At 41.0% G+C, this 25,698-nt stretch carries 26 protein-coding genes; 11 read left to right on the forward strand and 15 right to left on the reverse strand.

All coding sequences use genetic code 11. The features are described 5' to 3' along the window. Positions 1 to 45 precede the first annotated feature (45 nt). From EBQ12_RS10850 to sppA, 12 genes are all read right to left on the reverse strand, one after another. Positions 46 to 801 carry an SDR family oxidoreductase gene (locus EBQ12_RS10850; protein WP_008343153.1) on the reverse strand — a complete coding sequence of 252 codons (756 nt, stop codon included), beginning with the start codon at positions 799 to 801 and terminating at the stop codon, positions 46 to 48. Positions 802 to 896: 95 nt separating this feature from the next. Beyond that, positions 897 to 1,802 carry a phosphotransferase gene (locus EBQ12_RS10855; protein WP_076822422.1) on the reverse strand — a complete coding sequence of 302 codons (906 nt, stop codon included), beginning with the start codon at positions 1,800 to 1,802 and terminating at the stop codon, positions 897 to 899. Positions 1,803 to 1,920: 118 nt separating this feature from the next. Then, positions 1,921 to 3,294 carry an argininosuccinate lyase gene (gene argH / locus EBQ12_RS10860; protein WP_008343150.1) on the reverse strand — a complete coding sequence of 458 codons (1,374 nt, stop codon included), beginning with the start codon at positions 3,292 to 3,294 and terminating at the stop codon, positions 1,921 to 1,923. Next, positions 3,291 to 4,502, reverse strand: coding sequence for an argininosuccinate synthase (locus EBQ12_RS10865; protein WP_008343148.1), 1,212 nt, complete (start codon positions 4,500 to 4,502; stop codon positions 3,291 to 3,293). The genes argH and EBQ12_RS10865 overlap by 4 nt, the downstream gene beginning before the upstream one ends. Before the next feature lie 173 nt (positions 4,503 to 4,675). Next, positions 4,676 to 5,191 (reverse strand): MogA/MoaB family molybdenum cofactor biosynthesis protein, encoded by a 516-nt coding sequence (locus tag EBQ12_RS10870; RefSeq protein WP_035701991.1) that lies wholly within the window; start codon positions 5,189 to 5,191, stop codon positions 4,676 to 4,678. Between the two features lie 99 nt (positions 5,192 to 5,290). Further along, the gene (locus EBQ12_RS10875; RefSeq protein WP_007501728.1) at positions 5,291 to 6,475 is read right to left on the reverse strand and encodes an acetate kinase; all 1,185 of its coding nucleotides are present in this window, start codon (positions 6,473 to 6,475) and stop codon (positions 5,291 to 5,293) included. Between the two features lie 229 nt (positions 6,476 to 6,704). Then, entirely contained in the window at positions 6,705 to 7,679 is a 975-nt protein-coding gene (locus EBQ12_RS10880; RefSeq protein ID WP_035391146.1) for a class I SAM-dependent methyltransferase, read from the reverse strand. Between the two features lie 88 nt (positions 7,680 to 7,767). Beyond that, a complete protein-coding gene (tpx, locus tag EBQ12_RS10885) occupies positions 7,768 to 8,268 on the reverse strand; it encodes a thiol peroxidase (RefSeq protein ID WP_007501731.1) in 501 nt (166 codons plus the stop codon). Between the two features lie 112 nt (positions 8,269 to 8,380). Next, positions 8,381 to 8,833 carry a GerW family sporulation protein gene (gene ytfJ, locus EBQ12_RS10890; RefSeq protein WP_007501733.1) on the reverse strand — a complete coding sequence of 151 codons (453 nt, stop codon included), beginning with the start codon at positions 8,831 to 8,833 and terminating at the stop codon, positions 8,381 to 8,383. A gap of 14 nt (positions 8,834 to 8,847) precedes the next feature. Next, positions 8,848 to 9,555: a DUF2953 domain-containing protein gene (locus EBQ12_RS10895; RefSeq protein ID WP_017367840.1), complete on the reverse strand. Its 708-nt coding sequence runs from the start codon at positions 9,553 to 9,555 to the stop codon at positions 8,848 to 8,850. Between the two features lie 101 nt (positions 9,556 to 9,656). Beyond that, complete coding sequence (locus EBQ12_RS10900) at positions 9,657 to 10,181, reverse strand: RDD family protein (RefSeq protein WP_125589949.1); 525 nt, start codon at positions 10,179 to 10,181, stop codon at positions 9,657 to 9,659. Between the two features lie 14 nt (positions 10,182 to 10,195). Then, positions 10,196 to 11,197: a signal peptide peptidase SppA gene (gene sppA, locus EBQ12_RS10905; RefSeq protein WP_041092550.1), complete on the reverse strand. Its 1,002-nt coding sequence runs from the start codon at positions 11,195 to 11,197 to the stop codon at positions 10,196 to 10,198. Positions 11,198 to 11,644: 447 nt separating this feature from the next. On the opposite strand from sppA, the gene EBQ12_RS10910 reads away from it, so the two are divergent. The 10 genes from EBQ12_RS10910 to EBQ12_RS10955 all read left to right on the forward strand — a co-directional run bounded on the left by EBQ12_RS10910 (position 11,645) and on the right by EBQ12_RS10955 (position 22,804). Beyond that, a complete protein-coding gene (locus EBQ12_RS10910; RefSeq protein WP_008343132.1) occupies positions 11,645 to 12,448 on the forward strand; it encodes an NAD kinase in 804 nt (267 codons plus the stop codon). Positions 12,449 to 12,564: 116 nt separating this feature from the next. Beyond that, on the forward strand, positions 12,565 to 14,007 hold the full coding sequence (locus EBQ12_RS10915) for a DEAD/DEAH box helicase (RefSeq protein WP_125589951.1): 1,443 nt from the start codon (positions 12,565 to 12,567) through the stop codon (positions 14,005 to 14,007). Positions 14,008 to 14,196: 189 nt separating this feature from the next. Next, positions 14,197 to 15,246, forward strand: coding sequence for a Delta(5) desaturase DesA (desA, locus tag EBQ12_RS10920; RefSeq protein ID WP_125589953.1), 1,050 nt, complete (start codon positions 14,197 to 14,199; stop codon positions 15,244 to 15,246). 117 nt (positions 15,247 to 15,363) lie between these two features. Next, complete coding sequence (locus EBQ12_RS10925) at positions 15,364 to 16,500, forward strand: sensor histidine kinase (RefSeq protein WP_048002751.1); 1,137 nt, start codon at positions 15,364 to 15,366, stop codon at positions 16,498 to 16,500. Next, on the forward strand, positions 16,497 to 17,096 hold the full coding sequence (locus EBQ12_RS10930) for a response regulator transcription factor (protein ID WP_125589955.1): 600 nt from the start codon (positions 16,497 to 16,499) through the stop codon (positions 17,094 to 17,096). Before EBQ12_RS10925 ends, EBQ12_RS10930 begins: the two co-directional genes overlap by 4 nt. A 190-nt stretch (positions 17,097 to 17,286) precedes the next feature. Next, positions 17,287 to 18,207, forward strand: coding sequence for an iron-hydroxamate ABC transporter substrate-binding protein (locus tag EBQ12_RS10935; protein ID WP_017358286.1), 921 nt, complete (start codon positions 17,287 to 17,289; stop codon positions 18,205 to 18,207). Positions 18,208 to 18,316: 109 nt separating this feature from the next. Next, positions 18,317 to 19,006, forward strand: coding sequence for a response regulator transcription factor (locus EBQ12_RS10940; RefSeq protein ID WP_125589957.1), 690 nt, complete (start codon positions 18,317 to 18,319; stop codon positions 19,004 to 19,006). After that, positions 19,006 to 20,010 (forward strand): sensor histidine kinase, encoded by a 1,005-nt coding sequence (locus tag EBQ12_RS10945; RefSeq protein ID WP_125589959.1) that lies wholly within the window; start codon positions 19,006 to 19,008, stop codon positions 20,008 to 20,010. The genes EBQ12_RS10940 and EBQ12_RS10945 overlap by 1 nt, the downstream gene beginning before the upstream one ends. 105 nt (positions 20,011 to 20,115) lie before the next feature. Continuing rightward, the gene (locus EBQ12_RS10950) at positions 20,116 to 20,877 is read left to right on the forward strand and encodes an ABC transporter ATP-binding protein (protein ID WP_056705525.1); all 762 of its coding nucleotides are present in this window, start codon (positions 20,116 to 20,118) and stop codon (positions 20,875 to 20,877) included. Further along, complete coding sequence (locus tag EBQ12_RS10955) at positions 20,867 to 22,804, forward strand: ABC transporter permease (RefSeq protein WP_056705522.1); 1,938 nt, start codon at positions 20,867 to 20,869, stop codon at positions 22,802 to 22,804. Before EBQ12_RS10950 ends, EBQ12_RS10955 begins: the two co-directional genes overlap by 11 nt. Before the next feature lie 40 nt (positions 22,805 to 22,844). Here the strand turns inward: EBQ12_RS10955 and EBQ12_RS10960 are convergent, their stop codons facing one another. Then, on the reverse strand, positions 22,845 to 24,194 hold the full coding sequence (locus EBQ12_RS10960; protein ID WP_125589961.1) for an amidohydrolase family protein: 1,350 nt from the start codon (positions 24,192 to 24,194) through the stop codon (positions 22,845 to 22,847). 105 nt (positions 24,195 to 24,299) lie between these two features. Further along, positions 24,300 to 24,887: an NAD(P)H-dependent oxidoreductase gene (locus EBQ12_RS10965; RefSeq protein WP_007501764.1), complete on the reverse strand. Its 588-nt coding sequence runs from the start codon at positions 24,885 to 24,887 to the stop codon at positions 24,300 to 24,302. Positions 24,888 to 25,003: 116 nt separating this feature from the next. Between EBQ12_RS10965 and EBQ12_RS10970 the strand changes: the two genes are divergently transcribed. Next, positions 25,004 to 25,438: a MarR family winged helix-turn-helix transcriptional regulator gene (locus EBQ12_RS10970; RefSeq protein WP_241215635.1), complete on the forward strand. Its 435-nt coding sequence runs from the start codon at positions 25,004 to 25,006 to the stop codon at positions 25,436 to 25,438. 52 nt (positions 25,439 to 25,490) lie between these two features. Here EBQ12_RS10970 and EBQ12_RS19380 read toward each other — a convergent pair whose 3' ends face one another. Further along, positions 25,491 to 25,667 carry a hypothetical protein gene (locus EBQ12_RS19380; protein ID WP_164511646.1) on the reverse strand — a complete coding sequence of 59 codons (177 nt, stop codon included), beginning with the start codon at positions 25,665 to 25,667 and terminating at the stop codon, positions 25,491 to 25,493. Positions 25,668 to 25,698: the final 31 nt, after the last annotated feature.

The following is a 25,698-nucleotide window of genomic DNA, read 5'->3' on the forward strand; positions in this document are numbered from 1 at the left end:
ATTTGATCTCATTTTGTCTATTCCCTCTATAAAAAGCTGAAAAACTTAGTGCCTGTGAATGACATTAAGACCACCTGTTGCTTCAATGACGGTTCCTGTAATGAGGTCTGAACGGTCATCACATAGAAATGAAATGATACGACCGATATCCTCACCTGTCCCAGACCGACCAATCGGTGTTTCATCGTCTTTTATCTGACGTGCTTCTTCTATCGTTGATTCTTTCATGTCTCCAACGATTTTGCCTGGACACACCATATTAGCGGTGATGCCGTTTTCGGCTTCTTCAATCGCAATGGTTTTCGTCAATGACGCAAGGCCCACTTTTGCCGCTCCAAAGGCTGATCTGTGCATCCATCCTGGCGCATGGTCTGCACCTTGGAAGCCATATGTGATAATCCGGCCAAAGCCTTGTTTTCTCATCATAGGGATCACCATTCGGAACAAATGGAACACTGCGGATAGGTTGCCTTCCATCATTTGATACCATTCGTCTTCAGAGTAATCCGCGAGTTTTTTTCGTTCAAAAATATAAGGTCCAGCATTATTGATCAAGGCATCAATCCGCCCAAATCGCTCTGCTGCCAGCTCGACCATGTTTTTTAAATCTTCTTTGTTTGTCACATCGCCTTGGACAAATTGAAGCTTTTCTTCGTATTCTTGCAGTTCTTCTTTCATCTGCCGGACAGCTTCATCATCACTTCGATAATTCACTGTCACAGAATACCCCATATTCAGTAAAGACTCGGTGACTTTCCTGCCAAGTCCTTTAGAACCCGCTGTTATTAATGCGTGTCGCACACAATCTCCTCCTAAAACAAAGGTTGCAAGTTCATGTGTTTCTTTTATTATCTTTACTTTACTATAAACCGGCTCCCTTCGCACTTTTGAACCCTTTAACAATGAGGGGAAAACCGTATAGGGTGATTCATCCACTTTTTCATATCCCATGAACCATGGATATCGAGAAGCAGCGAAACAAACCGATAGCAGTCTCTCACCTCATGAAGCTGGCGAGGAAGCGGGCAAATCTCTTCATATCCTAATTGAACCGCTTGTGCAGCTTCTTTCGTCAAAAGGTATTCGAGTGCAATAAAATCAAACGCAGCTGGTCCAAATACGACATATTCCGTATCAACTAGACTCGCCACTTGATCATCGTCTTCAATATATTGCGATGGGTCTAAATCAATTAAAATGAGACTGGCTGAATCAGGAGGACTTAGCGTTTCAAGCTTTTGCTGCACCTTTTCTGCATAATCCTGATATTCAGGCTGATCAGCGTAATAGCGGCTGATAAGTTTGGAAACTGCCTTTTTTAACAGCGCATGGAATTCTCTCAAATGTCTCTTTTCTCCCACGTATACTGGTCCGAAAAAGGTTGTTTGATATGAATGAAGATGCGCTAGTTTCCTCCCGTAATCCCTATAGAATTGTGCTGAACGGCCCTCAAAAGATGTTAAAGGGATTCCTTCTACTTTTTCCATGACATAAAAGTGTTTCCCCGCCTTCTTCACTTTACGAACAACTTTCGGAATATGAAAGGAATTCGTATGAGCCAGCTTTTCATTGATTTCATCAAGATGCTCTTGTACAGTACGGGCATCTACTCCATAAATCATGTTGGTCCCATACACAAATTCACTTTCTTCTCTTGCAGTTTTTGGAGATTTCACTACATATTCCGTTTGGTCTTGTAAGGAAATCAGCCACACATCATTAGCCCTGCCGTCGTATGGTTCTCCTAACGTTTTCACTGATACGATAGGCTGATCAAACAAAGCCTGCAGCGTTTTCTTCATGAACTGTTGTCACTCCTTATTCAGCTTGACACTGGTATGCTTTCATTTTCTCCAGTGAAGATCAATCTCCTTTTTCCCATGAAAAAAACCATCCGTATAAACGAATGGTTTTGGCGAATTATGCTAGGCAGGCTTTTGCTTTTTCTAAAGCGAGCTGAATTTGTTTAAATCCAGTTCCACCTGCACTTGTTCTTTTTTCAACAGCAACATACGGATCAAGAACAGTGTAAATGTCTTGTTCAAAGAGGCCGCTTGCTTCTGTAAATGTTTCAAATGGAAGGTCACTTAAGTAGATGCCTTTTTGAATGCATGTATACACAAGCTTTCCAACGATTTCGTGTGCTTCACGGAATGGCATGCCTTTTTTCGCAAGGTAGTCTGCCACTTCGGTCGCATTTGAGAAATCTTCTTTTGTTGCTTTTTTCATGACATCTTCGTTCACTGTCATTGTTTGAATCATGCCTGTGAAGATTTGCAGGCTGCCAGCGATCGTTTTCACCGTATCAAACATGCCTTCTTTATCTTCTTGCAAATCTTTGTTATACGTAAGCGGCAAGCCTTTCATAATCGTGAGCAGCCCCATCAGGTTGCCATATACCCGCCCTGTTTTTCCGCGGATCAATTCAGCCATATCCGGGTTTTTCTTTTGCGGCATCATGCTGCTGCCTGTTGCGTACGTGTCATCGAGCTCAATGAATTTGAATTCTTGAGAACACCATAAAATGATTTCCTCACAAAGACGTGAGAGATGCATCATCACAAGGCTGCTATTGGACAAGAACTCTAAAATGAAATCACGATCACTCACGCCATCAAGGCTGTTCTCGTAAATATGGTCAAAGCCAAGAAGCTCTGCTGTATATTCACGATCAATTGGGAATGTCGTTCCTGCTAACGCCCCGCATCCAAGTGGTGACACATTAATCCGCTTCAATGAATCTTGAAAACGCGCTTTGTCCCGCTCAAGCATCCAAAAGTAGGCAAGCATATGATGGGCAAAGGAAATAGGCTGTGCACGCTGTAAGTGCGTATATCCTGGAAAAATTGTTTCAACGTGCTGTTCAGCTTTTTCTACAAGCACTGTTTGAAAAGAAGAGATCAGCTCAATGATATGCTCTACTTGGTTATTCAAATATAAATGCATATCGGTTGCGACCTGATCATTCCGGCTTCTCGCTGTGTGCAATTTGCCGCCAAGCGGACCAATCTCATCAATGAGCATTTTTTCAAGGTTTAAATGAATGTCCTCATAATCTACTGAGAAATCGAGTTCATCCGCCTCTGCCTTTTTCATGAGCGTATTCAGTCCGTCTTTGATTGCAGCGGCCTCCTCATCGCCGATGATACCGCATTTATTCAGCATACTTGCATGGGCAAGGGAGCCGGTCAGATCTTCTTTGACTAATTGTTTGTCGAAATGAATGGATGCACCAAACTCATCGACCCATTTTTCTGGTGTTTTTTGAAATCGGCCTCCCCAAAGCTTTTTCATGCTTTAACCTGCTCCTTTTTATTCACGATGCTGTTTACTTTTGTTGGTAAACCCCAAAGGTTAATAAATCCTACAGCTGCATCATGATCGAATTCATCTGCTTTTGTGTAAGTTGCTAGATTTTCATCATAAAGTGAATATGGTGATTTACGTCCTTCTACAATGGCATGACCTTTAAATAGTTTCACACGTACAACACCTGTTACGTTCTTTTGCGTTTCTTGTAAGAATGCATCTAGCGCTGATTTAAGTGGTGAGAACCATAAGCCGTTGTATATTAATTCAGCCATTTTTTGTTCAACGATTGGCTTAAAGTGTGCTACTTCTTTAACAAGCGTTAAGTCTTCAAGTTCTTTGTGTGCTTTTAATAGGGTAACTGCACCTGGGCACTCATACACTTCACGAGATTTGATTCCAACAAGACGGTTTTCAACATGATCGATTCTGCCTACACCATGCTGGCCAGCAACTTCATTTAAATGAAGGATCAGATCAGATAATGAATACTGGATTCCGTCAATCGCTGTTGGTTTTCCTTTTTCAAACGTGATTTCAATGATTTCAGGTGTGTCAGGTGTTTTTTCAAGTGGATTTGTCAGATCATAAGCACCTTCTGGCGGCGCTGCCCAAGGATCTTCTAAAATACCACATTCGTTACTTCTGCCCCAAAGGTTTTGGTCGATTGAATATGGGCTATCTAAGTTAATCGGAATTGGAATACCGTGCTTTTGTGCATAATCGATTTCTTCATCACGAGACCATTTCCATTCACGCACTGGTGCAAGAACTTCTAGGTCTGGATTCAATGCTTTGATTGATACTTCAAAACGAACTTGGTCGTTTCCTTTCCCTGTACATCCGTGTGCAACGGCTACGGCATTTTCTTTCTCTGCGACTTCCACTAATTTTTTGGCAATGAGCGGACGAGATAGTGCAGACACGAGTGGGTATTTTCCTTCATACATCGTGTGTGCTTGCAGTGCAGCAAGTGCAAATTCTTCAGCAAACTCTTCTTTTGCGTCGATCATGTAAGATTGAACAGCTCCGACTTGAAGTGCTTTTTGTTGAACGAATGCTAAATCTTTTCCTTCACCTACGTCCAGGCAGCAAGCAACAACTTCGTAACCTTGCTCCTGTAACCATTTAACTGCAACAGAGGTATCAAGACCTCCGGAATATGCTAATACGACTTTTTTATTTTGTGACATGTTTGAAAAGCTCCTCTCGCTTGTTTTGATTCTGTGAATGTTTTTTGCATAAAAATAAGTTTTAATTTATAAACATGCATTTAGTATGTATACACTGTAACAAGGAAAAATTGTTTTTTCAACCCCTTTATGAAAAAAACTCTGCCAAATTTTCTTGGCAGAGTCATTTTGGGCTATTTTTGATCTTTTTCAAGCTCTCGCAAGACATGAGGAAGCTCTGGAATAATGAGTTTGGTCATGGCTAACCGAACTGCTCCGGTAGAGCCTGGTGTGGCAAAAACGGCTTTTTGGTTAATCACCCCTGCCGACGCTCTAGATAAGATAGCGGCTGATCCAATATCTTCTGTATAGCTCAGCATGCGAAAAATTTCTCCAAAGCCCGGCAGCTCTTTTGAGAAAAGAGGGGTAATGGATTCAATCGTGACGTCCCTTGCTGCAATACCAGTTCCCCCGTTTAACAAGACAGCATCAATCTTCGCTTCACTTGTTCCTTCTAAAACGGCGTCTTGAATCGCTCCAATGTGATCTTTCACAATATCGTATGCAAGAATAAGATGCCCTTGTTCTTTGAGCAAATCAATCATCAGACGGCCGCTTTTATCTGTTTCTTTTGTCCTTGTATCACTGACGGTAATGACTTTTACATGAAGCCTCGTTCTCGCTTCGCGTTTATGTTCTTGGGCGCTCATCTCTTCACACCGCTCCTTTCATATTGCCTCACATTATAGCATGCTGATTTCAATAGAAAAAAGCCCTTTTCCGCTGAGGAAAAGAGCTTTAAAAGGATGTTACGCTAAACGCATAACGTCTCTTGCAATCATGACTTCTTCGTTCGTTGGAATCACGATGACTTTTACAGGAGAGTGAGGGTAGCTGATGAATGCTTCTTCGCCTCTCATGTTGTTAAGAGATGGATCCCAGTATACGCCCATGAATTCTAGACCACGAAGTACACGTGCTCTCACTTCTGAGCTGTTTTCACCGATTCCAGCTGTGAAGATGATGGCATCTACACCATTCATTCTCGCTGCATAAGAACCGATGTATTTATGAATACGGCTTGCAAAAATATCTAGTGCTACTTCTGCACGGTCGTTTCCTTCTTCTGTCGCTTCTTCGATATCACGAAGATCACTTGAAAGACCAGACACACCTAAAAGACCACTCTTCTTATTCAAAGTAGAAAGTACTTCTTCCGCTGTATGTCCTGTTTTCTCCATAATAAATGGAATAAGGGCAGGGTCAATGTTACCTGAACGTGTTCCCATTGCAACACCCGCAAGTGGTGTGAAGCCCATTGACGTATCGATTGATTTTCCGCCTTCAACTGCTGCGATACTTGCACCATTTCCAAGGTGGCAAGAAATCAAACGAAGCTCTTCAAGAGGACGGCCTAATAGCTCTGCTGCACGCTCTGTTACGAACTTATGGCTTGTCCCGTGGAATCCGTATTTACGAATACCAAAGTTTTTGTAGTAGTCGTACGGAAGGCTGTATAGGTAAGACTGCTCTGGCATTGTTTGGTGGAACGCTGTATCGAACACAGCAATCGCTGGTACGTCAGGCAGAATTTGTTTAAATGCTTTGATTCCTACAACGTTTGCAGGGTTGTGAAGTGGTGCAAGCTCTGAAAGCTGATCAATGTCATTGATGACTTCATCTGTTAATACAACAGAATCGCTGAATTTTTCTCCGCCGTGAACGACACGGTGTCCTACGCCATCAATTTCATTAAAGTCTTTGATGATGTTAAATTCAATTAGTTTTTCAAGCAGCATTTTAACCGCTACTGCATGATCTGGAATATCTGTGACTTCTGTTTTCTTTTCTCCATCTACAGAAATCGTGAAGATACTGTTGTCCATTCCGATTCTTTCAACAAGACCTTTTGTTAAAACGGTTTCTTCTGGCATGTCGAACAATTGGAATTTAAGAGATGAGCTTCCTGCGTTGATTGCAATAATTTTGGACATTACTGTCGCTCCTTTTACTCAGTTGTTATATAAGGTTTCACGTTTTTTCGGTGCTATATTCAACCTGTTTGAACGGGTCTTTTATAGTTTAACGATAAGTCCGAAAAATATCTGACTTTTTCATTTAAACATTGAAAACTTTGCATTTCAAGTACACCTTCGAACTGTTACCGCTTACATCAATAAGTCGTTATTTTCTGAATAATAAAATAGCCAGACATCACTCTGGCTATTCTTTCGTTTCTTTTTCTTCTATAAACCATTGGTCTAATTTTCTCATGACGCCAACCATTGCTTCTTTCTGTGAGAAAGATGGCAGATTGGCAAATAGCATACGTTTCGGTGCTTCGAGCCCCTCTTTTTTCTTTTGCATCACAAATAAGCTTTTTGCATGCTTTTTGTCTTTGAACATAGAGACTGGCAGCTGAATTAACGCATTCATATATGCATGTTCTTTGATGAAATCCTTTAATTGTACGCTTTCTTTTCCTTCAAACAAATCGTTTGGAATAATGAAGAATAAGAAGCCGCCTTCTTTCGTGTAACGAAGACTTTGCTCAATGAATAAATAATGCGCAAAGGAATGACCTTCTTTTGCCTTTAATTCATAGTCTTTAGCGCGCTCATCATTTGGATAATACCCGACAGGAAGACTGCATACAGCAACATCTGCTGGTGAGATAAGAAGCGGCTCAAGGCTGTCCTGGTGGAAAAGCTCTACTTCTTTTTCTTCTAAGTTCGCTTGTGCCCACGCAATTTTAATGAGCACGTCATCAATTTCAGAGGCAAAACCGCGTGTTGTTTCTGCTGTTACATTGTTGAGGACCGCAAGCAGTAAATTCCCTGTTCCTGCTGCTGGATCAAAGACAACCAGCTCTTTTTGTCCTTCTAAAAATTTATTGACCAAATAGCTGACAAACAGACCAATTGTATCAGGTGTCATCTGCCGGTTTGGATGTGAAATATCTTTTTGTCCTTTCAGTACGGCGAGCTGAAACGCTTTACGAATCTGCTCATGATCATAAGAGGCGAAATCTGCTTTCTCTATTAAATCTTTTAGTAAACCGTTTCGATCATTTGACTGGAAAAAGGCTTCTCCTGCTTCTGCCAATGCTTCAATATAGGAAATGTTCTGTTCCTTTTTTAAACGAATTGAAGCTGTATCGAGCAGCTCAAAAATCGTACTCACTTGATCTTTCTGCAATGCTTTTCTCTCCTCGCTTTGTTAAAAGCTATATGTTCTCATTGAAAAGAGCCCCAGTATGAAGCCGGAGCTCTTGTCGATGCTGCTTTTATAACAGTGATTTCGCAGCCTCAATGGCTTTTTCATAATTTGGATGATTGGTTGCTTCGCTTACATACTCAGTGTAAACCACTTTTCCGCTTGGGTCTAATACGAAGACCGCACGCGCCAATAAACGCAATTCTTTCATATATAAACCAAACGCTTCACCAAATGACATATCTCTATGATCAGATAATGTTTCGACATTTTCAATTCCGTTTGCTCCGCACCAGCGTGCTTGTGCAAATGGTAGGTCTGCACTAATGGTATAAATATTGACCGGACCTAAACCGGCTGCCTCTTCATTGAAACGTCTTGTTTGTGCGTCACACACACCTGTATCAATAGAAGGAATCACTGAGATAATCGTCACTTTTCCTGTTAAATCAGAAAGTGAAACTTCCCCTAGTGAGTTCGTTAATACCGTGAAATCTGGAGCCTGCTCGCCTACTTTCACTTCATTTCCTACAAGCGTTACTGGGCTCCCTTTAAATGTGATCGATGCCAAAACAATTCCTCCCTTATCAAATGTATGGTTCTATCATAGTAGAGAAAGCAAAAAACTGCAAAGCCTAATCGTCCATTTTGAAAAAAAAGTTAACTGCAGGGCAGCTAACTTTTTAAAGGTCTATGTCATCTAGTTTTCGTTCTTTGTGACGATGCTCCCGTTCATCCTTCTTAAACATGTGCTGAAGACGTTCAATTGCTTGAGGAGCAGAATCCAATATTTTATCGAGCAGATGTGTGTGTTCATCCAAATGAAGCATTCTAACGCCATTTGTTCCCACAATTAAAAAGGCGATTGGTGTAATCGATACTCCCCCACCGCTTCCGCCTCCAAATGGGAGTCTCGGTTCTTTTCGTTCTTGTTCATCAGACCGTTTTTCTTTCTTTTGGTTTCCGTTGAATTCACTGCCGCCGGCTGCAAATCCAAAACCAACCTTTGACACAGTGAGAATGACACTGCCGTCAGGGGTTTCGACTGGATCGCCGATGATCGTGTTCACATCAATCATTTCTTTTAAGTTTTCCATCGCTGTCTTCATCAGACCTTGGATTGGATGATCTGCCATTTTCGGGTTCCTCCTTAAACAGATGATTCATTCTTCGTTGCTTGAAGAGAGGCATTTTTTCTCGCCTTTCTCCCTTTTAACCAATGGACAAGTAATCGAATGGCTGCAAGCATAGCATGTCCAATCCGAAAATAAGCTATACATGCAAAGTGTGTCTGTGACACATTGTGCTGAAAAGCGGGAATCACTTCATAGACGGGTTTGTGCTTAAAGGTGAGATGCTCCTGCATAAAGGCAAGAAGTGCTCCTTTGACTGACCACACACCACCAGCTGCTACACCTGTTAAAGCTGCGTCATGAAAACCAATCCATGTGGACCAGTGAAATGAGACGATTTTTATATGAATGAAGAACTTTCGCATGATCCGGTTTAGATCGACAATCTCTTTTGTAATACGCTCCATTTGATGAAGGATTTCCTTTACATCACGTTTTCCCACTTTTTTATGCATGGTTTCTTTTTCTTGACTCGGCGTTTTGGTGCTGGCCATTTTCTTTTCACGAATATCAATCGTTTGATCTTCCGTATTCACTTTCACCATCGGAATGTCTTTCTTCAGTCTGACGATTCCATATAAGGTGATGATCTTCACCGCAATATGGTCATTGTCATTTGCATGTGAATAGTCCAGTGAAATGGTCACTTTCATAAAGATCAATAAGATCACAAGGAACAAAAAAGCGGCAATCCAAACGTACAGCACTGTGCTCACTTCCTCCATAACAAATGATGCTTCCTCTACGATTATGGCTCTCCTTCTGGATTTTATACCCAATCACCCAAAAAAAGAGTTTGACCGGTACCCGGCCAAACTCTCTTTGATTATGCGTTTGATTCTGTTTTTTCATATAAATGTTCATGAACAACCACTGTATCTGCAAAGTAGTCATGAACCCCTTGCTTTTTCGGCGTGAACCCAACCACAGCATAGAGAACAAAAAGCGTATTAATATATCGCCCCACAATTTCTCTAAAGAAAATGACATCCCATGACAGCTTCTTCTCCGGCTGAAGTGAGACGACTTTGATTCCAAACACCATCTTTCCAAGTGTTTGTTGGAAAATCTTCGTCATGATCGCAAAATAAAGCAGAAAGACAATTGTGGTTGTGACGGAAAATGAGGAAAACCAGCCTCCCCCTTTTGACCAGCCAAAGAGACTAAAGATTGGAGAAACTGTCAAATGGTTAACACCCCATACGACGAGCCAATCTAGGATAAATGCCCAAAATCTAATCCAGAAACCTGCAAAGGCCTGCGCTTCAATTGAAGTGCGCTTCGCAAGAGTCGGCCTTGATTCTTCCTCTTGGCTGCGACTTTCCGTTACTTCATCGAATGTAGAATCCATCTATGATCCCTCCTTTATTTTGAATAGAGATACATCGGTTTAGACCCATTTGAGCCAGCCAGTGTTTCTTTTAAGTTCAGAAAATCAATTTCGCTTTTAAAGAGCTTGCTTGCACTCATATTGAAAAGAGAGTTCCAGCCAAAGCTTTGTGAATAGCTGATAACCTTTGCTCCTTTTAGGCCTTTTTCATTTTTCTTCATTGCTTTTAGTGCATCTTCATAGTACCCAAGCTCATCCACTAATCCGTTCGATTTCGCCTGTGTTCCGTCATATACTCGGCCGTCAGCAATTTTCTTGACGTCCTGCTTAGACATGCCGCGTCCTTCTGAGATGACTTTCACAAAGCCTTCATAAGAGTTGTCAACCATGCTTTGCATGATGTCGCGCTCATCTTTTGTCATATCACGATTTGGGGACATGATGTCTTTGAATTTTCCACTTTTAATGGTTTCATATTTGATGCCTAAATTATCTGCCAGCTTTGCATAATTCAAGCTTTGCATGATGACCCCTAGAGACCCTGTTAACGTTTCAGGTGAAGCAAAGATTTTTTTCGCTGGAGTGGATACATAATAGCCGCCAGAAGCCGCCATTGAACCCATAGAAACATAAATTGGTTTCTTCGCTTTCTTTACTTCTTCTAATTTTTTATGTATTTCAGCACTTTCATAGACACCGCCGCCAGGAGAGTTGACGCGCAGCAAGACACCTTTCACAGACGCATCGTCTTTTGCTTTATCTAATTCTTTTAAGAACGCACGATGATCATATGCTTCCCCGCCTAGAAGGCTGGATGCACCGCCGTTATCTTGAATCGTGCCATTAATCTCAAGTACAGCAATTTTACTCGCTCCGCTGCCATCCTCTAGTACCTTTTCTTCGATTTCGTCCCCGAATTGATAGCTCATCTTATTATCATTGAAGCTTTCATACAAGGCCGTCGTGATACTAATCACAATCGAAAAGCCGAAAACACCAAGTGCAATGATTAAGGCTACCCATCTTTTCGCATTCATTTCTTTCTCCTCCTTTTTGTCTCACTTCGTTCATACGAATACACACATGAAATGTTTCACAGGAACTGTGGTTTTTTTACATTTCATTTCAACATATGATAGCATCGATGTGAAATGACGATCAACTTTACATCTTCTATCATTTGCTCATCATGACGAAAAATTGGCGATTTTATCCTCTTCCTATATCTAATAGCTCAGACCATCTTCACAACGAAACGCCCAGACCTCTCTTTCTTCCAAAATGAGCTATTAAATTATGCTCAAAGTCAGCTTTGTCTAATCACTTACAATGACTCATTTCTTAAATGGAAGCCCTATCATGATGAAGCGTCTTTCTAATATTTTTACTTTCATATGAAAAAAGTGTAAAATGTGAGCAAGGGTTTTCTATGTAAGCCCTTTACTACTCGAAATCTATTTTTGACAACAAAGGGGAGAACGTCAATGACAGACAATCGTCGCAATGTATTTTTCTTTTACAAAAAAGATCATGAATTGGATGGACACATTTCTTCTCTGGAGAAGCTCGCTACCGATCAAGGCTTTCACGTCGTAAAGCGTGCAGAAGATGCCCATATCATTGCTTCAATTGGTGGAGATGGTACATTTCTTCAAGCGGTTCGCAAAACGAACTTCCGGGATGACTGCTTGTATGTAGGGGTATCAAAAACAGAGAATTCGCACCTATACTGCGATTTTTCGTTAGAACATTTTGATAAAATGATTGATGCCATGAACACTGAACAGATTGAAGTGAGAAAATATCCGATCATCGATGTAAGCGTTGATAGTACAAACCAGTTCCATTGCTTAAACGAACTGTCGATCCGCTCTAGCATCATTAAAACATTTGTCATCGATGTGTATATAGATGATTTCCATTTTGAAACCTTTAGAGGCGACGGGATGATTATTTCCACTCCAACCGGTTCAACAGCCTACAATAAATCTGTCAACGGCGCCGTGGTGGATCCGATGCTTCCGTGTATGCAAGTAACCGAGCTGGCATCGCTGAATAACAACTCATACCGTACACTTGGAGCTCCTTTCATTTTAAGCAGTGACCGCAAGCTGACACTAAAGGTTGTTCAGGACGGTAACGACCATCCGATTATCGGTCTTGATAACGAAGCGCTAGGTACAAAACATGTCAAACAAATTGATATTGGCCTTTCTGGTAAAGTGATCAAAACGGTCAAATTAAAAGATAACTCCTATTGGGAAAAAGTAAAACGCAGATTCCTTTAATCATTGAAAAGCTCCTTTATGGGGCTTTTTTTCATGCCTTTTCATTCAAGGTCATGGTGTCTTTGAAAAGATATGGTATGATGTCACAAGTATACATGTACGAAAAGGAGAACACGATGCCATTACAACATTTTGATCAATATCCATTAAGCGATGAATTGAAACAAGCGCTAGAAGCGCTTCATTTCCATACACCTACACCTGTTCAGCACGAGACATTATCCGTTGCTTTTTCAAAGCAGGACCTCATTGTCAAATCTCAGACAGGCAGTGGCAAAACAGCAGCCTACGGTCTGCCAATTTGTGAAATGGTGGATTGGGCTGAGAATAAACCTCAAGCCCTCATCCTCGTCCCAACAAGAGAACTTGCCATGCAGGTCAAACAGGATCTGACCAGCCTCGGACGATTTAAACGAATCAAAGCGGCCGCCATTTATGGAAAAGCTCCATTTCAAGCACAAAAAATAGAGCTTGCACAAAAGAACCACATTGTGTGCGGAACGCCAGGACGAATATTGGATCACCTCGAAAAAGGGACACTTTCTTTAGACAATCTGTCATTTTTCGTGTTAGATGAAGCAGACGAAATGCTGAACATGGGATTTATTGATCAAGTCTCTTCTATTATTCAGCATCTGCCGCCAAAGCGGATGTCGATGTTATTTTCAGCGACGATGTCTGATGAAATGAAGGATTTGAGTGAGCAGTTTTTACAATCGCCAAAAGTGATAGAGATTGCTCGGGAGGAAACGACGAAGCAGCAAATCACCCACACGTTGATTGAAACCGAGGAAGAAGGCAAATTTTCATTACTTCAACGAACGATTGTCATTGAAAATCCAGATAGCTGTATCATTTTTTGCAATACGCAGGAGCGAGTGAATGAGCTGACGATGAAGCTGGATGAGTGGGATGTTCCTTGCGATAAGATTCATGGCGGGATGAGGCAGGAAGACCGCTTTGCCGTCATGGATGAATTTAAAAACGGGGAATTCCGTTATTTAATCGCAACAGATATTGCAGCCCGAGGAATTGATGTCAGTGATATGACACATGTCATTCATTACGACTTGCCATATGAAAAAGAACGCTACATTCACCGGACTGGAAGAACTGGCAGAGCGGGTAAAAGCGGAAAAACGATTGCGTTTATGACAAGGCACGGGCAGCCGCTCATTGAAGAATTAAAAGAGGAAGCTGGCATTCATTTTCAAATTCAGCCTTATCCTACAAAAGAAGAAGCAAAACAGCATGTGGCAAGCTTTGAAGAAAAAATTGAAACACCGATTCAAAAGGAAAATAAGCAGGCCGGCATAGAAAAAGATATTATGAAGCTGTATTTTAATGGCGGGAAGAAAAAGAAACTCCGGGCAGTTGATTTCGTTGGAACGATCGCCAAAATAGACGGCGTTGCGTTTGATGACATTGGGATTATTACCATTCAGGAAACGAAAACATATGTAGATATTTTAAATGGCAAAGGCCCTCTTGTGCTAAAAGCCATGCGCCACACAACGATTAAAGGCAAGCAGTTAAAAGTACATGAAGCACGTGCATAAAAAGTGAAGGCTAAGCGCCTTTACTTTTTTTATTTAAAATAAAATAAGCTTACAACCCTTGAACCATCAGCCTTTCCCGCGTCCAACATGACAAATGTCATATTGAATACATGATGGGTGCTACTATGAGCATGACACCTTTCCTTCTATACTTTGAAGTAGAAAGAAACGGAAAGGACTTGAACGTTCATGACGACTTCAACCAACACACAGCAGCAAGCCACTTTAAGAAAACAAGTTGGCCAATTCTCTGGTGCTAATTCGAAAAAAAGTATCATTCAACTCTTTAATACATTCATTCCATTTTTGGGGCTTTGGTTTCTTGCCTATTATAGCCTGAACATCTCCTACCTTTTAACCCTCTTCTTTGCGGTGATTGCAGCTGGATTTTTAGTGCGCGTCTTTATTATTTTTCACGACTGCTGCCATCAATCCTTTTTTAAACAGAAGCCGCTGAATCACCTGTTCGGTTTTGTAACGGGCGTACTCACCCTTTTCCCTTATCTTCAATGGCAAAGAGATCATTCAATTCACCATGCCACAAGCAGTAATCTAGACAAACGAGGTACTGGCGACATTTGGCTCCTGACAGTCAAAGAATATCAAGAAGCATCAGCTTGGACGAAATTTCGCTACAGATTTTACCGTAATCCTTTTGTGATGTTTATTTTAGGACCGATCTTTGTTTTTCTCTTAAAAAACCGTTTCAACGTCAAAAATGCTCGTAAAAAAGAGCGCTGGAACACGTATTTCACAAACGTGAGTATCATTGCGCTAGCAACTGCAACGTGTCTTCTTTTTGGCTGGCAGGAGTTCCTGCTTGTCCAAGGTCCAATCTTCCTGATCTCAGGGTCAATCGGTGTATGGTTATTTTATGTGCAGCATACATTTGAAGATTCTTACTTTGAAGCAGATGAACATTGGAATTATGTGCAGGCAGCTGTAGAAGGCAGTTCTTTTTACAAATTGCCAAAGCTTCTTCAATGGTTAACAGGCAATATTGGTTACCACCATGTCCATCATTTAAGCCCGAGGGTACCGAATTATCATTTAGAACATGCCCATGAACACAGTGAACCACTTCAAAATGTGCCAACCATCACGTTAAAGACTAGTATTGAGTCGATGAAATTCAGACTATGGGATGAAGAGACGAAAGCATTTGTGACCTTTAAAGAAGCACGTCAGACTAGAATCACCCCTGTCATAAAAGGAGACATTCTGAAGAAGAATGCATAATTGGCGCAAGCTCTTTCTTACAATAGAAGGAGCTTGTTGTATTTGCAGGATGCGCTCATCTGTTCAATTTGATAAAGTAGTGAAAAAGACTGAAAAAATGAAAAAGGTGAATCACGGATGAAAAAACAACTTAAAATTCAAAAACTGCATGGGATTTCCCCATATATTTGGGCGATTTTTTTCATCCTGCCCTTTTATTTTATCTTTAAGACCCCTTCGACTTTAGGCATTGTGATCGGCATTATTTTAAACGTCGTCTTTTTTGCGGTCTACCGTTTTGCCTTTGTCTCAAAGGGCTGGTCGTTATATGTATTCGGCCTTCTATTAATCGCCATTTCGACTGGTTATGTGATGCTCTACAGCTACATTTATTTTGCTTTTTGTATCGCCTATTTCAACGGGCATATCAAAAGAAAAGTCCCTTTCTATATCTTATACTATATCCATCTAGCGAGCGCTGCCGTAGCGGTGAACTTTAGCCTGATCTTAAAAAAGGGCTGGTTTCTCACGCAAATTCCGTTTGTCGTGATTACACTGATCAGCGCCATCCTCCTCCCTCTTAGCATTAGAAGCAGGAAGGAACGTGAACGGCTAGAAGAGAAATTAGAATATGCCAATGAACGGATCGCCGATCTTGTCAAACTTGAAGAAAGACAGCGAATTGCTCGCGATCTGCATGACACACTTGGACAAAAACTCTCTCTCATTGGATTAAAAAGTGACCTTGCCCGTAAGCTCGTGTATAAAGACCCTGAACAGGCTCGTGCCGAACTAAAAAGCGTCCAGCAGACAGCTAGAACGTCTCTAAATGAAGTGCGAAAAATTGTTTCTTCCATGAAAGGCATTCGGATCAAAGATGAAATATTGAACATCAAGCAAATACTTGAAGCCGCCGATATTGACATGATTTATGATGAAAAAGAAGCGCCGAAACACATCTCTCTTCTAAACGAAAACATTGTGAGCATGTGCATCAAAGAGGCCGTGACGAATGTCGTCAAGCATAGCGACGCCACTGTCTGTCAAATCACGATTCATCAAAAGTCAAAGGAAGCTGTCATTACAGTTGAGGATAACGGCACATTTAAAGGCAGTCATCCATCCTCTCAAACGAAGGGACATGGCCTTGCAGGGATTAGAGAAAGATTGGAATTTGCAAATGGACGCCTGCACATTGAGACAAAAAACGGGACGAAGCTGATCATGAGCATTCCAAATGATTCAGCAGCGAAAGATAAGGAGGAAATAAAATGATTAACATCTTTATCGCAGAGGATCAGCAAATGCTGCTCGGTGCTCTTGGATCGCTTCTCGATTTAGAAGACGATATGACGGTTGTTGGAAAAGGCACAAACGGCCAGGACGCCATAGATTTTGCTAAAAAACACCCGGTCGACATTTGTTTAATGGATATTGAGATGCCAGGAAAATCTGGGCTCGATGCCGCTGAAGAACTCAAAAAGTCTGATGTGAAGATCATCATTTTAACTACCTTTGCCCGTTCTGGCTATTTTCAAAGAGCGCTGAAAGCTGGCGTTAGCGGCTACATGCTGAAAGACAGCCCAAGCGAGGATTTGGCAAGTGCCATCCGCAGCGTGATGAAAGGGAAAAAGGTGTACGCCCCTGAATTAATGGAAGACTTGTATAGCGACGAAAATCCTTTAACTGAACGAGAAAAATCGGTTCTAGAACTCGTCGCAGGCGGAAAAAACACAAAAGAAATCGCCAAGGAACTCAGCATAAAAAGCGGCACTGTCCGAAACTACATATCCGTTATTTTAGATAAACTAGAAGTCAAAAACCGAATTGAAGCCATCACTCGTTCCAAAGAAAAAGGCTGGTTTAAATAAGAAAAAAGATCAGGTCATACACTGCCTTGATCTTTTTTTCTTTCTATCAGAATTCCTCTATCCACTGCTAAAATATCATTGACAACAAACCTCACATCTATGGTATGATATCTGAGTGATAATAATTATCATTATCACTCATACAACCAAATACACGGCTTATGTGCCGATTTCAAAGGAGTCTACATTCATGAAGAAAATATTGTTCCCTCTGATGCTCATCTTCGTACTTGCGTTGAGCGCATGTGGCAATAGCAACAACTCTTCCTCAAATAAAGGAAAAAATCAATCAACGTCAGACACGATTACATATCAATCTGAAAATGGACCTGTGAAGCTGCCAGCAAATCCAAAACGTGTTGTTGTTCTCGCCTCTTATACAGGAAATGTCTTGTCACTTGGTGTGAACCTTGTGGGTGTTGACTCTTGGTCAAAAAAGAATCCACGTTTCAAAAAGAAATTAAAAAATGTGGAAGAAGTATCAGATGAAAATGTAGAAAAAATCATGAAGCTAAAGCCTGATGTCATCATTGGTTTAAGCGGTGCAAAAAATGTAGAAAAACTAAAAAAAATCGCCCCAACTGTTTTATTCACGTATAACAAAGTCGATTACCTTCAGCAGCATATTGAAATTGGAAAAGTCTTAAACAAAGAAAAAGAAGCAAAAGCATGGGTCAAGGATTTCAAACAGCGTGCAGCTGAAGCTGGCAAAGAAATCAAAGCAAAAATCGGTGAAGATGCAACCGTATCTGTCTTTGAAAGCGGCACAAAAGATCTTTACGTCTTTGGAGATGCATGGGGTCGCGGAACAGAAATCCTCTACCAAGCAATGAAACTAAAAATGCCGGAAAAAGTAAAAGAAAAAGCATTAAAAGCTGGTTATTACGCGGTATCACAAGAGGTCATCCCTGAATTTGCCGGAGACTATATGATCATTAGCAAAAACAGCGAAATGGACAATTCCTATCAAAACAGTGAAATCTATAAGTCCATTCCTGCTGTGAAAAAACATCGTGTGTATGAAGCAAATGCGGAAGAGTTTTACTTTAATGACCCGCTCACACTTGAATATCAATTATCATTCTTTAAAAAGCACTTTTTAGGTAAATAAACCGAAGCAAGGGATCTCTCCCCTTGCTTTTTTGCTGTCTGCTTCTAGCGGGAGTGCCTGTTTTCCGCTACAATGATGTACAAGTAATTCAAAAAGTGTGGTGCTCGTTTTGTTTAAAATTTTGCTGATTGAGGATGATACAACCCTCTTCCAAGAAATCAAAGAACGTTTAGTCAACTGGTCTTATGATGTGTATGGGATCAACAATTTTCAACAGGTCATGCAGGAGTTCACTTCCATCCAGCCTGATCTAGTCATTATTGATATTCAGCTGCCAAAGTACGATGGCTTTCATTGGTGCCGGATGATTCGGCATCATTCCAATGTGCCCATCATTTTTCTTTCCTCTCGTGACCATCCTGCTGATATGGTCATGTCGATGCAACTTGGAGCCGATGATTTTGTACAAAAGCCCTTTCACTTTGACGTTCTCATCGCCAAAGTAAGTGCTGTTCTTCGCCGAGTCCATGATTATAGTGCCGAACCTGCCAACTTAAAAGTTTGGTGCGGCGCTACCCTTGACCTCGAAAATAATACAGTGGCGAATGAAGACGGTGAGGTTGAATTAACAAAAAATGAGTTTTTTATTCTCAAAGAATTGATTCAGCATAAAAATCATATCGTCAAAAGGGAATCTCTCATCCAAGCATTATGGGAGGATGAACGATTCGTGAGTGACAATACACTCACTGTAAACGTCAACCGCCTTAGAAAAAAACTAGACGAAATCTCCCTTGGCGCCTTCATTGAAACAAAGGTGGGTCAAGGTTATCTTGCAAAAGAAAAGGATGATCAATAATGCTGCAAGCATTTCTAAAAGAACGAAGAAGCTGGATCTTGTTCTTTCTTAGTTTGCAGCTTCTCATTCTCTTTGTTGCTTATTTGGATACAACGATTCCACTCGCTTCTCTTTTTTATATCGTGCTTTTGTCTATATTACTCTTCATTGTCTTTCTTTTTTTTCGTTACCGGAAAGAAACTGCTTATTATGAACAACTGAAAGAATGGGACGAAAATATAGACCATCAAATGCGTCTCAAACCCTCTTCCCCTTTTGAACAAATTGTACAGGAGGCAGCGTCAGAGCAAATCGACCGATACCGCCAGATGACGGCTAAGCAAAAGACTGCGCTGGAAGAAGAAAAAGATGAACTGCTCTCATGGATACATGAGGTGAAAACGCCGCTCACGGCGATGCACTTAATGATTGACCGCATAACAGAACAGCCGCTCAGAGCAAATATGACCTATGAATGGCTTAGAATACATTTACTCCTTGATGCACAGCTGCATCAGAGCAGGATCCAACATATTGAAAATGATTTATTTATTGAAAAACTGGATCTCCAAAACATGCTAACGAAAGAAATCAAAGCGCTCCAATCGTGGTGTATGCAAAAAGGAATTGGCTTTGACCTTTTATTAGAAGAGCGAGATGTATTAAGTGATACAAAATGGTTATCCTTTATGATCAGACAAGTGCTGACAAACGCCGTCAAGTACAGCCAATCATCTGACATTATCATCGAAAGCAAACAAATGAACGAACAAGTGGTGCTCACCATCACAGATCAAGGCAGAGGAATTGACCCAAGAGACGTGTCCCGTATTTTTGAAAAAGGCTTTACCTCCACAAGACATCACAATGACACGGCCTCCACAGGCATGGGGCTCTATTTAACGAAAAAGGGAGCTGACGCTCTTCATATCACGATCGAGGTCAACTCCACATTAGATCAAGGGACAACTTTCACCTTGATCTTTCCGAAAAAGAATGATTTTGTGCATATTGCGAGCATGTGACAACAATGTCACATGCTCGTCTATTTTGTTCGCCAAATCGCAGGAAGTCTGATCGGCTTCTTTTTATACTAGAGATATCAATTAAATAAAAAAGGGGTTCGACAGATGAACATTTTAGAAGCTCGCAAGTTATATAAAAGCTATGGAAATAAATTCAATAAACAAGAGGTGCTGAAAGGCATTGATTTGACGATAGAAGCTGGAGAATTTGTCAGCATCATGGGGCCATCAGGCTCGGGGAAAACGACCCTTTTGAACGTATTGTCATCGATTGATCATGTGTCCAGCGGATCGATTCGGATCGCAGATGCAGAAATGACGCAAATGAAAGATCAGCAGCTCGCTGAATTTAGAAAGAAACAGCTTGGCTTTGTTTTTCAGGATTACAACTTACTTGATACACTCACGGTTAAAGAGAACATCCTCTTGCCATTATCCATCTCCAAAACGCCTAAAAAAGAAGCTTTTGAACGCTTTCAACAGCTTGCAGAGGATATGGGGATTTATGAACTAAGAGACAAATATCCAAATGAACTGTCTGGGGGACAAAAGCAACGGACATCTGCGGTACGTGCCTTTATTCACGAACCAAGCCTCATTTTTGCTGATGAACCAACCGGAGCACTTGATTCCAAATCTGCGTCTGACTTACTGAACAAGCTGCAAGAATTCAATCACAAGCGCCAAGCAACCATTGTCATGGTGACCCATGACCCTGTTGCAGCCAGTTATTCAAGACGAGTGATTTTTATCAAAGATGGACAGATCTATACACAATTGAATAAAGGCGCACTAGAGAGAAAGATGTTTTTCGAGGATATTATGAAAACGCAAGGTGTTTTAGGCGGTGTGAAGCATGAACATTAATCAGCTCGTCTTCCGCAATCTGAAGAAAAACTTAAAAAATTACTATTTATACGTGTTTGCACTTGTATTTAGTGTGGCGCTCTATTTTTCCTTTGTCACCTTGCAGTATTCACCAGCACTTGATGATGTAAAGGGGTCCATTAAGGGCGGTGCGTCGATTAAAGCCGCTTCAGTACTACTCATTGCCATTGTAGGAATCTTCCTGTTATATGCGAACAGCATTTTTATTAAACGAAGAGGGAGAGAAATAGGTCTCCTGCAGCTCATTGGCATGACGAAACAAAAAATTGCCAAACTACTCAATGCAGAAAACTTTATCCTATACGTGGTCTCCATGGCTATTGGTATCATAGCTGGATTTATCGGTTCAAAACTCATGCTGATGGTGCTATTTAAAGTAACCGGCGTGAACGCCATCGCCAACCTGCATTTTTCAGGCATGGCCCTTTTGCAGACACTGATCGTCTTTTTCGTCATCTATGGATTAATTATGTTAAGAAATCGATGGTTTATTAATAGACAGACGATTTTATCTTTATTTAGAACCACGTCTTCTACAGAACAGCGTGTGAAAAAAATCTCTGTGTTTGAAATCATCATTGGGGTTCTAGGCATTGCATTCATCAGCTCAGGCTATTATATTTCTTCTCAGCTTTTTACCGGCACATATACGTCCATGCTTGCGTTACTTTTAGCGATGATTTATATTCTAGCCTCTGTCATTATCGGTACCTTTCTTTTCTATAAAGGCTCTGTTTCGTTCATTGCCAATATCGTACGCAAACGAAAAAATGGCTATCTCGCCATTCATGAAGTCCTGTCTCTGTCATCTATTATGTTCCGGTTAAAATCAAACGCACTGCTTTTAACGATTATTACAACGGTATCTGCGCTTGCCATCGGGTTGTTATCTTTAAGCTACATTTCCTATTACTCAGCAGAAAAAACCGCTGAACAACAGATCCCTTCACATTTCGTCATGGGATCTGAGAAAGAAGCCAACACCTTTACTCGTGCACTTTCTGACAAACATATTGCGTATGAAACAAAGCAGTTCAAGGTCATTCAAGCGAAGTTTGACGCAAAAAAGATCATGGATTCAGAGATTAAAAATATGAATAATGATCCAGGTGTCTTAACTCTACCTGTGATCAGTGAAAAAAACGCACCAAATATTCATGTGAAAAGCAACGAAGTCATCTTAAGCGGCTACAGTGATTTATTGAAGAAATTCATGCCGATTCAAAGTTCAGGTGATGTGAAACTACTTATTAAGAAACCCCTTGATTTAAAGGTCATTGATATGAAGAAAGATTACCTCATTTCTTACAACTTTACGTTTGGTGGTCTACCTGTTGCTGTCGTCAGTCAAAGTGTCTTTGAGCAGCTTGACCAGCAGAAAGATCCTAAACTTCAGATTGAGAATAATCAATATCACGCAGTCAATATAAAAGATGATCAAAACCTTGAACAAGCGAATGATGTGTTTACTTCTTTAAAACTAGGTGACAACAGCATGTCTCAATTGGCTTCAGCTCAGCAGCAAAAACAAACCATCGGATTGATGATGTTTGTAGTCGGATTTTTAGGTCTCAGCTTCCTTGTCACATCAGGCTGTATTTTATACTTTAAGCAGATGAATGAAAGCGAAGAGGAACAAAGCTCATACACGATTCTGCGTAAGCTTGGTTTTACGGAGACAGATCTCTTAAAAGGCATTCGGCTCAAACAGCTTTTCAACTTTGGCATTCCGCTTCTCGTTGGGCTCTTGCACAGCTACTTTGCTGTACAATCTGGCTGGTTTTTATTTGGTAGCGAACTGTGGACACCTATGCTGATTGTCATGGCGATTTATACCGTTTTATACTCCGTCTTCGGATTCCTATCTGTCCAATATTATAAAAAAGTCATTAAAGAATCGTTGTAAAGTATTCCCCATAGGCAGTGGCCTATGGGGATATTGCACGTCATTTTGTTGATTCAAACTGATGCGATAAAATATGATCTCTTGCCGCATAAGCTTTTTGTTTGACCTCTTCTAAGTTCACTCCAACTAGCTTCCCATTTTGTTTCACTGCTTTTCCAGCCACATAGACAGAATCAACATTTGAAGGGTGTGCCGTTTGCACAACTGCCCCAGCTGGATCTGTCATCGGAAGAAGATTCATGCTTGTCCGATCGATCAAGATAAAATCAGCTTCTTTTCCAGGTGTGAGCGAGCCGATTTTGTCATCAAGCTTCAAGGCATGAGCCCCGTTTATAGTGGCTGCTTCAAGCATTTGCTGTGCAGACAATCCAAGTTCAGGCCCTGGCATCGTCCCTTCCATCAATAAAGATTGATTTTGAATCGCTCGTTCCGCCTGTAGTCCGAATTTCATTTGAGCAAACAAATCTCCGCCTGTCGCTGTCACCACATCTACACCAAGCGTTGGCAGAACGCCATTTTCAATGGCGAGCCCTGTGACAGGATATCCGTGTCCCATCATCATTTCAATCTCAGGTGTAATCGAGATGGAGCTTCCGCTGTCAGCTAACATCTTCATTTGATCTGCATCAATTGCATTGATATGCACCATATTCAAATCAGGCCCGAGCAGCCCTGCTTGATGAAGCCGCTCAATCGATCGATCCGCTGCTCCCCAATTTCCAAAGCCAATGTGCATACTGCATAATGCATCTAGTGATCTCGCTGTTTCAATTTCAAAGACAGTCGTCTCCCATGAAGAAAATTCAGGTCCACGAATGGCAAGTCCCATCGTCAACAGCTGATCCGATGATTGAAAATGTTTTTGTTTCACGCGGGCTGCGTCTTCCATATTCGTGAGCGTACTCTCTCTGTCCCAATACGCTGCATCTCCAGAGGTACCAAAACCAAAGACCGCTCGAATACCCGCATCTTTTAAACCTCCAATGAGTTCTTCTGTATGATCCATAGAATTGATCATCGTCCAGTCGAAAAACGTGGTCACTCCTGCATCTAATGCCTCTAATGCGCCTAAATAATTAGCAATTCGATCATCTGATGGACGTCTCATCGCCCCATAGTTGCCATAATAAATTTTGCTCAAATACGTTTGCAAAGACCAATCTGTTCCGATCCCCCGTATGACAGACTGCCACACATGACGATGGGTATCCACAAGCCCTGGCATGATGACCATGTCAGACGCATCCACAACATCAGCACCGCTTGCTTCAATCGAAGGTCCGACTTCTACAATATGTGCCCCTTCAATTAATAGATCTCCCTTCTCCAGAAAACCTACAGATGGATCAAGTGTGATAAGAGCCGCATCTTTAAACAATGTTTTCTTCATCCATATCCCCCTTTTCAAATAAAGAGAATGAGTCACTCACTCTCTCTGTCATTTTAAGACATAACAGGTTCAAATTAGAAGAAAAGTGACTCAAGGAATGTGGTTTTATGAGCTGATATTCCGAAAATAGTTGTATATCCGTTTTAATTTCACGTCATGCTTCCCTTTTGGACTTTCCATCATGCCAAATTCAAAGAACTTCACCGGTTTAATCCCGACATATTGCAAAAGAGCACGTTTCATTAAGATTTTGTGGGCATTTTGCAAAAAGAAGAAAGGATAGTGGGTCGGTCCTTGCATTGTCGAAACACATACAGCCCTCTTTCCTTTTAACAAGCCTTCTGGAAGCAGCCCGCCTGTTTGACGATAAGCAAAATTCGCTGCAAACATGCGATCAATAAAACCAAGTAGCATGGCTGGCGGCCGCCCCCACCAAATCGGATAAACAAACACGATGTTGTCTGCCCATTTGATTTTCTCTTGATATTCTTGAATCTCAGGGTCCTTATGCATATCACGTCTTTTTTTCTCTTTATTAAAAATAAGTACAGGATCAAATTTGTCTTGGTATAAATCGATGATTCTCACTTCTTGAACGTTTGGATTTTCTTCACTGCCCTTTAGGATTTCTTTAAAAAAAGCACCATTTAAACTATTGTGATGAGGGTGAGTATAAATAATGAGTACATTCATGGTTTGTCTCCTTTAGTTATCATTTGATAACCAAAAGCATACACCCCTCTTTTTTAGTTGTCAAATGATAATTGTTTTTTGATAATAAATTTGGTATGGTACGTAGGAGGTGAAACATGATGAAAAACCCACATTTTTTCAAAGAGTTTGTCACATTTGCTTCTACTTTTTCTGAGCTGAAACATGCTATGATGAGCAAGATCAAACCATCTGATCTAACCACTCTACAATATTTGATTCTGGAGCAGTTAGCCGTCAGTGAGCCGCTAACACCTAGCGAAATCGCCGATTGTCAGCACATGTCTCTTCCGAATGTCAGCAGAGAATTGAAAAAGCTTCATGAAAAACAATTCATTGATAGACAAGAAGATAAAGATGACAAGCGAAGACATGTCATTATGCTGTCTAAAAAAGGCCGCGAGTGTATGGACAAAGCATTTCAACAAATTGAATCCATGCTCATGGACAGCCTTTCTTCCTCTGACCAAAATCAAATGGATGATATCGTACAAGCTCTCCGTCTATTAAATCAAACCATCTTCAAAAAATGATCGAATGAAAAAAGCATGAGCGTATCGCTCATGCAAATGATTTTTGAACACATTAGTAAAGAGATGCTAAAAGATACGTGATGAAACCTACTATTGGAATAATCGGGATCATCAGCTTCAATGTTTTATTCGTATTCTTATATAAATTCCACAGCAAAACTGGTACACCAAACATCAATGTATCAAAGACAGCAAGCACTGCCCCTTTACGCTGTTCTTTATGAGCCATTTTGAAAACCTCCACATCCAATAAAATACAT

Origin of the sequence: Bacillus sp. 2B09 (assembly GCF_003946835.1) — a bacterium.
Lineage (GTDB): Bacteria > Bacillota > Bacilli > Bacillales > Bacillaceae > Bacillus > Bacillus altitudinis.